The following is a 14,663-nucleotide window of genomic DNA, read 5'->3' as shown; positions in this document are numbered from 1 at the left end:
TTCCTGCTTGTTAGAAGCGAGGCTAAAGCCTCGCACGACAAATCTTTTTATTATTCGTGTTCATTCGTGGTTATATATTCCCTCTGTGTTCTCTGTGACTCTGTGGCTATATCCCTGAACGGTTACAAATTTCGTTTTATAATACTTACTGATTACTTTTTTCTAACCATTTTCCAAACATCATCAACCTCCTTTATCTTTAGCCATTTACAACTTAAAAATAAAACGATTAATCCACCTATTATACCGATTATCACCTGATAAAAAAGGCCTATATCTATTTTCAGGATAATCCCGCAGAAAAATCCCATCATCGACGAGGCAATTAAAACCTTAAAGAGGAATATAAGTATTTCTTTTAATCCGATGGGCCCAATTTTTTGTCTTAAACTTATCAATAATAAACCAGCATTTAAAAATCCAGCTAAAGAAAGGCTTAAAGTTAATCCGCCTTGCTCTAATGGTTTCATTAATAAAAGGCTGAATATAACATTGGCTATCACTGAGATTATGCCTATTTTTAGCGGTGTCCAGGTATCATGTTGGGCATAGAATGCCGGGACAATAACTTTCAAGCTGGAAAAGCCTAATAGCCCAAAGGCATAAAAGAACAAGGCTAAATAAGTTATATTAGTAGCAGTAATGTCAAATTCTCCATGTTGAAACAGAAGTTCGATAATTGGTCTTCCTAAAACCATTAAGCCAATAGTTGGCGGCAAAGAGGTCAAGATTACCATTTTCAAGCCAAAACGAAGACTCTCTTTTACTCCCTCTAAATTACCTTCAACTACCTGTCTGGACATAGTTGGAAACAGGACGGTTCCAATAGCTATCCCGAATATTGCCAATGGAAAATGAACCAATCTATTGGCATAAAATAATGAAGAAATACTCCCAAAAATTAGGAAAGAGGCTAATAAATTAGAGATAAAGATGTTAAATTGAGTAACCGCGGCGCCAAGTGCCCGTGGTAACATCAAACGAATTACCTCACGAACTCCAGGATGGAAAAAGTCTATGATTAACCGATATTCCATCCGTTCTTTAATCAATGGTGGGATTTGGATTAACAACTGAATCAAGCCACCAATTAAAAGTCCAATACTTAACCCAACAATTGATAGTTCGCCAAACAGAGGACATAGAAAAAGGATTGCCAGGATTAAACAAATGTTTAATATGGCTGGGGCAAATGCCGGTAAGGTAAAATGTTGAATTGAATTAAGAATTCCCATGACTAACGCCGCAAGACAAATAAAAATAGTAAAAGGAAATGTTATACGGGTAAGGAGCACGGTCAAAGTAAAAACATCTTTGCCAACGAAACCAGGGGCAATTATGCTAATAATTAAAGGGGACAGGATGATACCAGACAAGGTAATTAATATGGAGATAATGAGCAGGGCATTGATAATCAGATTGGCTAACTGCCAGGCTTGTTCTCTTCCTTTTGTCTTCAAATATTCAGTAAAAACAGGGATAAATGCGGCACTTAATGCCCCTTCACCAAGTAATTCCCGCAAGGTATTAGGTATTCGCCATGAGGTAAAAAAGGCATCTGAAACTAAACCTGCCCCAAATCTATCTGCAATCAAGACATCTCGAATATAACCCGCAATCCGCGAGGTAAATGTGCCAAAACTTACGATACCAATAAATTTAGTTATCCTTTTTTGACTATCTTTAACCATACATCCTTCCTAATTTCGTAGTGTGGTGTTGAGTAAGTGTTGCACGGCGTATCATCAGATTTCATAACCTGCAAACGGATAATTGGTAACTGGTAACTGGTTAAATATACTCCAGTGGGGTATAAATTGTGATTATTTAAAGTAATCGGTAATCAGGTAATCAGTAATCGGTAATTTGAGATAGCAGGCTACTGCTTGCTCTTTACCGATAACCTGATAACCGATAACCTGAGTTGATAGTAACAGGAAATCACGAAATATGCCTCTCTAAAGTATAGTTTCGTCCTGAGATCAGCCGAACGGTATTTAATTACCAGTTACCAATCACCAGTTACCAGAATCAAATTCCGTGCGTTATTTGTTCAACATGACACTTAGCATGTTCCAACTCATCCTCTTTAGTCTTCAGTTTCCCATTTAATTTAGCCGATAACACCTTATCAAATATTTCTTTATAAACAGGGCCTGGTTCAATTCCTAATTTTTTAAGGTCATCCCCGCTTATGCTGAGTTTTACCTTGCTTAATTCCGTCAAGAAAAAAACTATCTGCTTTTTTATACAAGAGGCTATTTCTTTGTTTTCAAACGCATCTACCTTAGCCATAATAAATACAAGAACCTCTAAAGGAATTCCTGTTAGCCGATTATAAATCGCAGCAGGGGAGGGGTCTCTATATCTTTTCAGGTAATCTATTAAAAGTTGAGATTCCTCTTTATCTGTAATAACTGTTTTTTGTTGCAGTTTAGTAAATTTAAGGTGGTGCATAAATTCTGATGCCTCTTCTTTACTTAATCCATCAATCAAACCTAATAGATAAATTAACCATTTATCTATAGGTTTATGTTCAATGATAAGTTCAAGATAGAATAAGGTATGGGTAATTTTTTTAAAAAGTAATGATTGGTTTTCCCCAATTTGTAGTAAGGGATGGATATACTTAAGAATATTTAGTTCTTGCAATTGGAGAAAAGCGGAATCTGGATTATCATCATTTAGAATAAGGATAAGTTCATTGCGGAGCCGTTGTTTTGCCAGCTGTAAAAACAGGTCTTTGGTCGCTGATTTAATAATTAAGTTTTTTGTGTTGTCGGATAGTTTGAAATTCCCTCGCGAGGTAAATCTTATAGCGCGGAAGATTCTGGTTGGGTCATCAATAAAACTTTTATCATGAAGGATTTCAATTAATCCTTCTTTCAGGTCTTTTTCTCCACCAACAAAATCTATTAAATTCCCAAAATATGTGGGGTTAAGCTGAATGGCGAGGGCATTTATCGTAAAATCTCGTCTTAAAATGTCATCATAAATTCCTCCTGTAGTTACTCTCGGTAATGCCGCCGGGTGGTCATAAACCTCTTTTCGAGCAGTAGCAATATCTATTTTGAGCCCATCCGGGAATACCACCGTAGCGGTTTTAAATCTTTCATGGCTTTTATAACTTCCTGCAATCCTTTGACTTAACTCTCTGGCAAATTCAATCCCATTCCCTTCAACGACAATGTCAAGGTCAAATGTTGGCTTACCTAATAAAAGGTCTCGGACAATTCCGCCCACAACATACACATTCATTTTAAGTCCATCACCTATTTCCCCAAGTAATTTTAATATGTCCTGGATTGGTTGTGGGAGGTTTTTTCCCATTAAATGTTTAATATTATGCGGATAAAGTTGGATTGGAGGAGGAGTTGTTTCTTTTGTTGGAATTAATTTTAGGTGTAATATTTCCAATAGTTTTTGTTCAACTGCCTCTAAACTTAATTCTCTAATCGTAGCGGAGGCGGCAGTTTTATGTCCTCCACCACCGATTAATGAGAGAATTTCAGCTACATCTACTTTGTTTGTGTGACTTCTGGCAATTAACTGAACCCTTCCCGCCATACCAATAATGCAAAATAATACCTCTAAGGATTCCATATTCATTATCTTATGGGCAAGCACGGCTAAGTCTCCAACATATTTATCTATAACAACTTTGGCGATAACTATATTTGTCTGGTCAATTTGATATACCTTTTGTGAGGAGATGAGGTCATTAAGGATAAAAAGCTGGTCCACGGTAAGTTCCTTTTCAAGTAACCTGGCAATTACGGGTAAATTTGCACCACAAGAAATAAGATATTCTATGGCAGAAATATCTGCGGTGGTAGTCGTAGAGAAGGTGAGAGAACCTGTATCTTCATAAATCCCTAAAGCGGCAATTGTTGCCTCAATTGGACTAATGGTAATATTTTGTTCTTTAATCTTCTCTAAAATAATTGATACGGTGGCGCCAAGTTCTTTTATCTCCATCAGTTCACCTTTAATATCTCCTTCTTGTACAGGATGATGGTCATAGATATAAATTGGTATCTGGCCATCAGCGAGGGTTTCAAATTTCCCAATGCGGGAAGATTGACGGGTATCAACTAAAATAAGTTTTGTGACTGTTTCCAATTTAATATGTTTAGATTTCTTAAGATTAAAGCTATGAGGATACTCAGCTAAGAAATTCCGGACATTCTGTTCACAAGAGCCAGGTAGGACAAGTTGAGCGTCTGGATAAAGTTTAGCGGCTAATATCAAGCTGGCTAAGGCATCAAAGTCTGTATTGGTATGGGTAACTATAATTTCCATCAATTACCTCTTTTATCCAATTGTATCTATTCGACTATACCCTTTTTCCGTCTTAGTTATTGTTGATTCAGCATAAAAATCCTGATTTTTTAAACATGGATTAGCTAAACAACTTATGTTGGGAAATGGGAAGCCGACATTTTCTAAATCAGTTAATAATCCTTGCAGATTCTCTTCAACAAATTCCTTAATATTTTTATCTTCAACTATTATTTGATAATAAGATAAATCTCCCTGGCGAGTTATTTTGACTAAAACTTTACCTAACTCAGACATCTCCAGAAGAATATCTACTGCCTCATATTTAGATTTTACTCCTTTAGAAGAGATTTCTTCATCTGTGTCAAATGTTTTGACACAGAGATTATTTATCCCCAGAGAAGATAAATTCGAGGTGGTAAAAAATAAATAGTTTGTATCTGGAGATTTTATTTTTTCAGAAACAGGTAAATTGCTTTTGTTTTGTGATGGGAGTAATTTGAACACAATTCTTGGTTCAATACTTTTTACTTCTACATTGATTCTATCGTATTTATTTAATATAAGTGGACTTCTTGCTCGAAAAGTAAATCCAGCGAGTTTAAAAAGATAGGTTTTATTTTCTAATACTTCATCCACTATTCCTTCAAGAACCTCTCCAACTTTTATTTGTGGGGCTAACTTAAAATCAAATAATTTCTGGTCAATAATTTGTAAAGGAGTGATGTTCATTTGTATTTTATAATAATATATAATTTTATTGATGTCAAGGAAAATCTCGCTATATGATTTAAGGTTCTGCTTCAACATTTATCTTGATTATCCGATTTTCTCCCTTATCGTCATAAGCTACAATCTTCATTCTTCCCCAAATTGGTTCTATTTGAAAAACCTCGCCGGATTTTGTCTTTCCTCTGTATTTGTCATTTATAAACCACTGAATATCTCCACAGGAAGTAAATGCTTGAAGTGGTATAAAACTTGCATCTCTAACCCCTTTGGGAATAAAATATATTTCACCATCCACCGGACTGATAACATTAAGATTGCTTTTTTCAACTACCCTACATTCTGGTGGGAATTGTGGTTCTTTATTCCCTTTTAAGACTTTTTGGACGGAGGCTGGATAAACAAGGAAAATCTTTTCTGTGAGTTCGCCTGGTTTATATTCTTTAAATGGTGATGCCCTGAAACCGGTTTTTTTCTCAATGATAAATTTTTTATGGAATGGGCATTCAACATAAGGATGGTTATTTTTGAGAACAGAAACCTCTTTTTTTTCAAAACAATATGGAGAAGGTTTATATCCAGAAAACTTACATACATAAGCCGTTTCTAAATCAGTTTTTGCTGGTTCTTCCCAGAAGAATTTTTTATCTTTTTCATCACCTATTGCCCTTATTATATCAAACATAATGGGGGAGGCAATTAAGGCACCAATTAGCTTATCCGAGCCCTCTCCACTAAAATTTCCAACCCACACACCAACCGTGTAATCACAGTCAAAACCAAGACTCCAGCCATCCCTTCTTCCATAAGATGTTCCTGTTTTCCAATAAACCTTTTTCTTTGGGATGGTGTATAAAGAAAGATTTGGAGCATCTGGCCTATCCCTCTTTGAGAGGGCATTTAATCCTAATAGAACTGCGGAAGGTTTAAAAAGGAGTCTTTCTTTTTTTGTTGGAGTATCCTCTAAGAGCCGCCATTCATTATAGAAGCCACCCCTTGATAAGGTAAGGTATAGATTTGTTAGGTCAATGAGACGAATATCCATCCCACCTGTAATGATAGGAAGTCCATAACAGGATGGTGATAATGGCCCAACAAGACCACCTTCAGAAATTCTCTGGACAAACCTTTGATAGCCATATCGTTTTAACATTAGGATAAAAGGAAGGTTTAGAGAAAGGGAAAGGCTATCTTCTGCCCTGACTAAACCAAGAAATTGCCCGGAGAAATTTTCGGGTTCGTAATTTTCAAATCTATAGGGTGCATCCTCCATAAGAGTTTCGGGGTTGATAAGTCCATCTTCAATTGCCATAATATAAAGGAATGGCTTAAGTGCTGAACCAGGTGAACGAAAGGCATAAAATCCTCTGACCTGCCCGCCATTTTCTTTATCAAAATAGTCAAGAGAGCCAATAAGTGCCCTAATCTTCCTTGTCTTATTCTCCATCACCACCACACTTGCATTTGATACACCCATTTCTTCTATTCTTTTCTTATAAGAAGACAGGATATTTTCAACCTTTTTCTGGATATTGGTATCAATTGTAGAATGAATATCATTAAGTTGTGGGAATCTACTTACCAAAAAATCACAGGCATGTGGTGCTTCGAATGGAAATGGTATTTTTTTAAAAGGGAAGGAGGACACCCTGGCTAAATCATACTCCCTTTTGCTAATAAGTTTTTTACTTAACATAATCTTTAACACCTTTTGGGGAGATGATTTATGAGGACGTTGAGGTAGGGAGACAAGAAAGGCTACTTCTGCGGGCGTGAGATTATCAGGTAGCCTTCCATAGTAAGATATACTTGCCGCACCAATGCCTTCGATATTGCCTCCATAAGGTGCAAGATTGAGGTAAAGTTCGAGTATTTTATCTTTGGAGAAATGTAGTTCGAGTTGAAATGCCCTGAATATCTCAATAAGTTTATTTTTTATAGTGCGTGGTTTTGGTTCAAGGATTCTTGCCAGTTGCATAGTTATTGTTGAGCCACCTTGAGTAATCCTCTTTGCCTTTATATTTTTATAAAATGCCCTAAAGAAAGAAACAGGGTTTATGCCAGGGTGTCTGTAAAAAAACTTATCTTCATAAGTAATGGTTGTTTGGATAAAAAGTGGGGAAATAGCAGATTTTGGCAGAAATATTCGATATTTTTCATCCGTAGAAAGGAACACACGCAAGACCTTTCCATCAGAAGCCCTGACAATCTTTGAGTATGAGCAATTAAGCTTTGATGGAAGAGGGAAGAAGAAAAAAAAGAGAATAGGACATATAAGACATATAAGACTTATAAGACCTATTTTTTTCATTTATTCTCCTGGCGTTTTTGTGAACGTATGCGGTAAAGCCTTTCTGTGAACCCGCCTTCTTCCAAGAATTCTTTTTCTAACGCTCTTAATTGTTGGTCGAGCAGGTAGTTTGTCTGGTGAATCAGGCAAATTGCTGTGTTTGCCGCAACCTCAGGAGGAGAAGATTCGATATAGGTCTTATAGGTCATATAGGACCTATTTTTTTCATAGACCAGTCCTCTAATCTTTTTCGCCTGCGGGTTATCCTTAGTCCAGAGTGGTAAGGCCTTTTGTCGCAGAAAGTCCTGATAGTCGATCAGCAATTCCTCAAGGCTTGCCCGTGCAATGCCGACAAGTTTAAGTTCGATTTTCCTGGAGGTACCAGAAGCCATACTGCCTTCAGCAATGTTCTGTTTGCCAGAGCGTGCCGCCTGCACCATCTGGTCAGTAGTGCGTGAACGACTATCAACAAATCGTTTGCAGAATACCGTCGTGGCATCGAACACTATCTCCGCCATCTGGTAGCTCTGCAAGTTTCGGTAACCACCGTGAGCAGGAATAAGTTGTCCTGAATCATTTGCAGGAACCATAATTATTATACTCCTTTATATGTCTTATATGTCCTATATGTCCTATCTCCCCGTCCTATCTCTCTATCTCAAATCTTCCTGCGGCTATATTTGCCCTTATCTCAGGGTCATACATTGCCATTGCCTGTGCGGGTGGGAAGAAGAATATCCCAGGTGTTACTGCCCTTACCTGGATGTAATAAAAACGAGGTTCTTTTGCAGTCCTTCCAAATATTATTGCCCGATCATCCCTTATATCAACATAATTTGGCATCCAGAGATTTTCTTTATCAGATGCCCAATTTGGAAGGCTATCTTTGGTAAGTCTTGGATTTTCTATCTCAAAACCAGCAGGGATAGGAAGTTCAACCGCAACATTCTCATAATAATTATCCGACCAGACCTTCAATTCTACTATAGCCTGCTTCCCGCAAGATGATGAGGTAATCTCCCTTCCATAGTAATCAAACACCTTTCTTTCAATAGATATATTCTTTGAGTACGGTTCAAATGACCTCTTCTCACTACAAAAGCCAGTATTTTCTATGTTTAAGAAAAGGGGCATATCGGATTTTGTCTTTAAGACTACATTCTTATCTCCTGGGTTTTTAAGTATCCATAATAAACCATACTTTTCCTTCTTTGGCAATAAAATCTTGTTATTCATTTTAATTTCCCCAGAGAATTCTACTCCCTGTTTTCTCTCGACATACCTTCCGAGGGCAACAAGTCCCCAGGCAAGCTCCTGCGTTGTGTACCAGTAACTTTCTCTATGGGAAAGGTTAGTTATAAGTTCATCAACCAATTTCTTTTCCAATCCTGAATTTGGCATCATATCATTAACCACATAAAGTCTCATTGCCAGTTGTTGTAAGGAACTGTAGAAATCATCGTAGTATCTTCTTATATTTTCTGGTGGTGTTTTGAGGGACTCTTGTAAAAATTCTTTCGCCTTCCCTACCTTCCCAATTTGGTGTAGGCTTGCGGCTATCCAGAGAAGGTCTTTTGAGGAAAACTCCTTTTTGTCTCCTTGTGCCATAAGTCTATCTATGACATCAGGCTTTTTCTTAAGCAGACCACCCTTTGCCAGAACATAAAATCTATATCCATTCTTATCATCAATCCTATCAAGCCATGATAAGAGGGAAGAAATGATGCTCTCAGGAACAAGAAAGCCACTTGCTTTTGCCTCAAGAAGAACAAAGCAAGCATAGGCATTTGAATATGGCGATGCCTCACAATCTTCCCCTGGCCAGAAAGAAAGGGCACCTGAGATTGTCTGCATAGAAACAAGCCTTCTTATTCCATGATTGACCATATCGACATATTTTTCCTTTGATATATCTGGTGCAATAATGGGCAGGAGTGAAGAAAGCCTTAAAAGAACCAGAAGTGATGTAGATGTCTGCTCAATACAGCCATAAGGATAGCCAATGGCATACTTCGCATGAGAAAGTCTTGACATACCGGGACAAGATGAAAGAACAATCTTACTTGTATGTGCCCTTGGATACCAATTTTTAAGATAGGGTGTCAAATCTACGGATTGATTGGGTTTAATATCAACATAGTCAGACTGGGTAAGATATGGCACATCAGGATATAATGGAATGACAAAATCTTCCTGATAGATTTCTGTCCTGGATTTTGCCTTTATTTTTATTGATATTGCCCCAGGCACATCATCTGCTTTGCCATTAAACCAGAGTGTTCTTTTTTCATTAGCAGAGAGGAAAAGGTCAATTCCGTTCGGATTGACACAAGCACCACTTGCCGCCATAGAAATATCAACCCTTTCTTCTTTCTTTGTTGTATTTATTAAAGTGATTGGGAATGAGAATGTATCGTTTGAAGACATAAATCTGGGTATAGTTGGTGAAATAATCACATTGCTTTTTACTACAACTCCTTTTTCCGCTGAAGAAAAACTATCCTTTCCCACTGCGACAGCCATTACTCGAAGCCTTCCATTATACTGAGGAATCTTTACTTTATAAATAACATTTCCATCCTTATCACTCTCCTGTATTTTACTCCAAAAAGAGACTATTCTGGCAAATCTTGCCTCTGGAAACTCCTTCTCACGAGCCATAAATCCGCCACTTGGTCTTTCCATAAATTTCTTTACAAGCCAACCAAATGATTCACAGGAATTGATACAAAGTCTTAAATTCCGCAGGATGCCTTCATAAGGGTCTGGGGTTTTGAAATCTGTTATTTGAAGTATGCCTTCATCAACAACCGCAATCGTTGCCTTAAATTTCTCTTGAGCCTTTACTTTGATAAGGAGTTCTGTCTGAGGTTTCATTTGAGATACTGACTCAATATCTAATGCCAATTTAAGTTCTTTCGGTCTGATTTTTACCCTGCAAACACCAAATGCCCGCTGGACTAAATAGTTTTCACCCGACCTGACCAATAAACCTGTAACATAGACAGTTGAGACCCCTTTTGGTGCATTGAATGACCAATTAGCTATCTTCCCCTTTGCCTCTTGAAAAGAGGATTCATATACTTTATCCAATTCAACCGTCCAGAGGATATTTCCTTCAAATGGTAAAGATGCTGAAACCTTAACCTCTTCTCCTACATCATATTCCTTCTTATCCAGCCTTAAAGAAAGAACCTCAGGGGATTCTGTCGTTTCTTCATCTTCACCCCACCACCAACCCCAGCCACAGACTTTTGTTTGGGATAAAACATCATTATCTTCATTGCCAACCTCTATCAGGTAATCAGCCCATGATGTCTTTGGTATAAATGAAAAGGCAAATTTACCATCACTTGTAGAAAGAATTTTCTTTTGAGTTACTGGAATTTTATTAAGTATTGCCTTCCAATTATCATCGTCCCAATATCTATAGCTATAGTGATAAGAGAGTCTGAATATCTGGTAATACAATGTAGTCTTTTTCTGATAAAAATCTCCTTTGGGTTTCAAGAGAACACCAGAGACATTGCAGGGTTTATTCTCTATTATCCTCGTTACATCGGGATTTATCCCAATATAAAATGGCTTGGTGTAAATTTCCTTTGTCGTCCTTTTTCTGGTAACCCTTCCGCTTCCTCCCTCTTCAACCTCAACATTTCCGATAAATAGAATCGGGTTATTAAATTTAACCTCTGGAGGGATACAAACATCTACACTTGCCTCTCCTTTTTCATCAAGATATCCTTCATCGATTGCCTCTTCATAAACAGGTGGTTTTTCATTTTTTAAATAGACTGGTCCAAAGGAATAGTTAAGATATCCAGAGGATTTGAATGGTGTCTCTTCAAACCTTGCCTTACCGTGGTATTTTTCATTATCAGCAGGGGCACCAAAAAGGTATTCTGCGGCTATCTTTAAAGGAAATGGTTTATATGGATCAAATCCCTCTTTGGGTAAAGAGAGATTGACTCTCATCCTTTCAGGAACAAAACATTCAACAAATATACCTGTGGTATAGAGTGTCTTATCTCCTGCTATAAGCTCGATGATATATTTACCTGTAGGAGATGAGGCAGATGTAGGAATGACAAAGGTGCAAAGTCCATATTCATCAGTTTTCCCGGATAAGGAAAGGAAGTTATTACCCTTTGGGTCTCTTATGTTTATCTTGACAGGTATAGATACACCTTTGAATGAATTTCTTTCCCTGACCAGAACACCAACATTGGCAGTTTCTCCTGGTCTGTAGAGTTCCCGCTCAGGATAGATATAGGCAAGGTATGGTATTTCAGGGTCTTCACCCTGAATGTCGTATTGTGATAGAGGGATAGACAACCCGGGAGTGTATAAATATGTCCATTCATCACCCTTTTTGGCAAAGATGATGTAAGGTTGTCTTTCCTCTTTTGGGGAAGATATATGGCATTTACCATCGGCATCGGTCGTCCCTTTCCCAAAGACAAAATTCTTTGAAGTCCTTACCTCAATATCAACATTATCCTCAGGCTTGAGGTTTGATGAATTGAAGCACCAGACCTGGAGGTCTTTCTTAAACCACTTTGCCACAATGGATAAATCAGAAAGGACAACAATAATATTATCCTCCACATACTTTCCCTCTACAGTGCGACTTCTTACAAGATATGTTCCTGGCTGTGTATCCTTTAGATAGTCCTTGAGGTTTATCCATAATATGCCATCTTTTTCAACAGAAATAGGACTATCTTTGATAACCTCTTCGCCCAAATCCCAGAAATAATCTGTGCGACTCCAATCTCTCAAGTGCCAAAACAGGGTATTCTCGGGAGGGAGATAGACTACATCAAGGTTTAGTTTTTTTATACCTGTTACCTTTAAAGGAAGATTCCAGTTTCCTGTTTTTCCAAAATGTCTTCCCGAATAGATGAATTGAAGTTTTCGCTTCTTTTCTGGAGTGGTAAATGTGCAGGTATATTCCTCCTTAAGCAGGCTTCCTTTTTTACTCCTTATCCCTGGTCTTAAGGTAATTGTATATTCTTTTTGAGGTAGAAAATTAGAGGATAAAATATAGATTCTATTTCTTGAGGTGGTAATATCAAGAGGAATTTCTGGGGTTATATTTATAAAATGCGAGATATTCTTCTCATCTATCACCAGGTCAATATTCTTCTCAACATCCGATGCCGCAGAAAATACCACCAGATACCCATCATCTGCTTCTTCAATTCTATGCTCGGTTATGGACATCGTTATTGGGCTTACAGGAATCTTTGCCTGGATATTATTCTTTAAAAAGAAACCGGATGTGCAGGGAAGCCCTTTCTTTAAAACAATAGAGAACTCATCCGCTTTCTCTATGATTGGCAGAGAGAAAATGACCTGATTAGGTTTTTCCTGAACTTTTTCTATCGCTGATGGTGTTATCCTTTTTCCCTTTGAATTGTGAATCTCAAGATATTCCGTTATCTTCTCTAAAACTGGTTCGAAGGTAAAGTCTAATAAAATTCTGGGTTTCTGGTTTTCATAAGAACTAAGAAAGATTTGGGCGGTAAAACCTGGTGTAGTAAAACTAAAGTTTTGGTGAGGGATTGCTTTTGGAATAGTTAGAGGGATGCTACATATTTCTACTTTATATTTTGTTTCAGGCTTGAGGCTTTCCAGAAAAGAGGCTTGAAATATCCACTCATTTATCCATGTTCCAGAGGTTTTTATCTTTGGCTCTATCTTTATGGAATTGGAGATATCCTCTATCTTCAACCCAGATGCCTCTGCATATCCTTCTTCAAAGTAAAATGTAATCTCTTTGGGAAATTCCTTGAGGAGTCCTTCAGGCTGCATCGTTATCTTAAATTCTTTTTCGGCTGGTTTTGGTTGAAAGGGTAGGGGAATTTTTATTGATTTTATCTTTTCGACTAAAGGAATTGGTTTTTCTTTTATTAAGAATAGAGATACTCCCAAGAGAGCAATAATAATTAAGGATAAGATTAAAATTTTAGGTTGTTTGATTTTTTGCCAAATCTGTTTCCAAAACATTTTGAATCCTCCTTATTTGTAAGTAGTTAGTGAGTATAAACTCAAGACTTTGTTGGCTCTCCAACATTAGTAATTTTCACCAAAGTAACAATTTCTGATTATGTTTTAATAATACCAGATTTCTCTTTTTGTGTCAAGGTCTTTTTTAACAGTTAACTTTACTTAGAGTGATTATTAGTTCAATTTGTCCTATTGTTTTTATAAAAAATATGCTCACGGCCGGTTTTTGAGAAGGTATGACTTCCATCACCATTTGAAACAAAATAGAGATAATCTACATCTGCAGGACTTAGGGCGGCTTTAATGGCAGTCATACCAGGATTGCAGATTGGGCCCTGCGGCAGTCCAGGTTGAAGATAAGTATTATAAGGTGATGGTATTTTTGTGTCTTGAGTAGAAAGCCACTCTTTTCGCTCTCCTGAGGCATATAAAACAGTGGCACAAGATTCCAAAGGCATTCCCATCTTTAGACGATTTTGAAAAACAGCCGAAATAATGGAATATTCCTCTTTAATCTTTGCTTCTTTTTCAATAATTGAAGCAAGGGTAATAATTTTATGAATCGAGTCATCTTTAATCTCTTTTTTTACCACTTCATTAAATCTTGTCACCATTAGAGAAATTATCTCTTCTTCATCCATTCCCTTATGCAAAAAATATGTATCCGGGAATAAATAACCTTCTAAACTGGACGAATTTATAGAAAGTTTATCTATAAAGGTTGGGTCATAGCAAAGATTGAGAAATTTATATTTATTGGCAAAGCCATTTTTTTCTAATAGATTGGCGATGTCCTTTAATGTATAGCCTTCAGGGATAATGAGCCGATGAATTATTGTCTTTCCTCTCTTTAGCCTTTCAATAATCTCGGTCATCTTCATCCTATTATTCAATTCATACTCACCCGCCTTAAATCTACTGCTTGCCCCAGAAATTTTTGCCAGAATAAGAAATACAGTTTGATTCTTAATTATTCCTTCTTCTTCCAGATTCTTTGCAATATTCTTTGCCGAGAGACCTTTTTGTATAATAATTGTTCGGGCAATAAGGATTCTGTCCTCTGTTTTAAGCAGGAATAATACCAGGAGGGATAATACAATAATGATTAAAGAGACAATGACTATTTTTTTTCTTTTCATATTTGGTTTAAAATATTGTTAAATTCTGGAAATGAAGTTTGGATATCTGTTCATCCTATCAAAAGACCTGAATAGTTACAAAATTCGTAACTATTCAGCCTGTAGGAAAGTAGGAGAGTAGGGAAGTAGGAAAGGGGAGACATTGTCCCCAGAAGAGGAATACCGTGCACATCCTTTATCCCTTTCCTACTACCTACTTGCCTACTATTTCC

7 protein-coding genes are annotated in these 14,663 nt (G+C 37.1%); all 7 read right to left on the bottom strand.

Annotation, left to right across the window (positions count from 1 at the left end; all coding sequences use genetic code 11):
* Positions 1 to 152 precede the first annotated feature (152 nt).
* A complete protein-coding gene (gene murJ, locus AB1414_06635; GenBank protein ID MEW6607117.1) occupies positions 153 to 1,691 on the bottom strand; it encodes a murein biosynthesis integral membrane protein MurJ in 1,539 nt (512 codons plus the stop codon).
* 340 nt (positions 1,692 to 2,031) lie between these two features.
* Entirely contained in the window at positions 2,032 to 4,302 is a 2,271-nt protein-coding gene (locus AB1414_06630) for a DHHA1 domain-containing protein (GenBank protein MEW6607116.1), read from the bottom strand.
* Positions 4,303 to 4,314: 12 nt separating this feature from the next.
* Entirely contained in the window at positions 4,315 to 5,013 is a 699-nt protein-coding gene (locus AB1414_06625) for a hypothetical protein (protein MEW6607115.1), read from the bottom strand.
* Between the two features lie 58 nt (positions 5,014 to 5,071).
* On the bottom strand, positions 5,072 to 7,321 hold the full coding sequence (gene pbpC / locus AB1414_06620; protein MEW6607114.1) for a penicillin-binding protein 1C: 2,250 nt from the start codon (positions 7,319 to 7,321) through the stop codon (positions 5,072 to 5,074).
* A complete protein-coding gene (locus AB1414_06615) occupies positions 7,318 to 7,890 on the bottom strand; it encodes a four helix bundle suffix domain-containing protein (GenBank protein MEW6607113.1) in 573 nt (190 codons plus the stop codon). Before AB1414_06615 ends, pbpC begins: the two co-directional genes overlap by 4 nt.
* A 55-nt stretch (positions 7,891 to 7,945) precedes the next feature.
* Entirely contained in the window at positions 7,946 to 13,312 is a 5,367-nt protein-coding gene (locus AB1414_06610) for an MG2 domain-containing protein (GenBank protein MEW6607112.1), read from the bottom strand.
* Between the two features lie 179 nt (positions 13,313 to 13,491).
* Positions 13,492 to 14,451 (bottom strand): endolytic transglycosylase MltG, encoded by a 960-nt coding sequence (gene mltG, locus AB1414_06605; protein ID MEW6607111.1) that lies wholly within the window; start codon positions 14,449 to 14,451, stop codon positions 13,492 to 13,494.
* Positions 14,452 to 14,663 lie beyond the last annotated feature (212 nt).

The sequence above is a fragment of the bacterium genome (genome assembly GCA_040755795.1).
Lineage (GTDB): Bacteria > UBA9089 > CG2-30-40-21 > CG2-30-40-21 > SBAY01 > JBFLXS01.
Note: the sequence above shows the minus strand (reverse complement) of the source record. Positions and strands in the feature narration are given on the sequence as shown.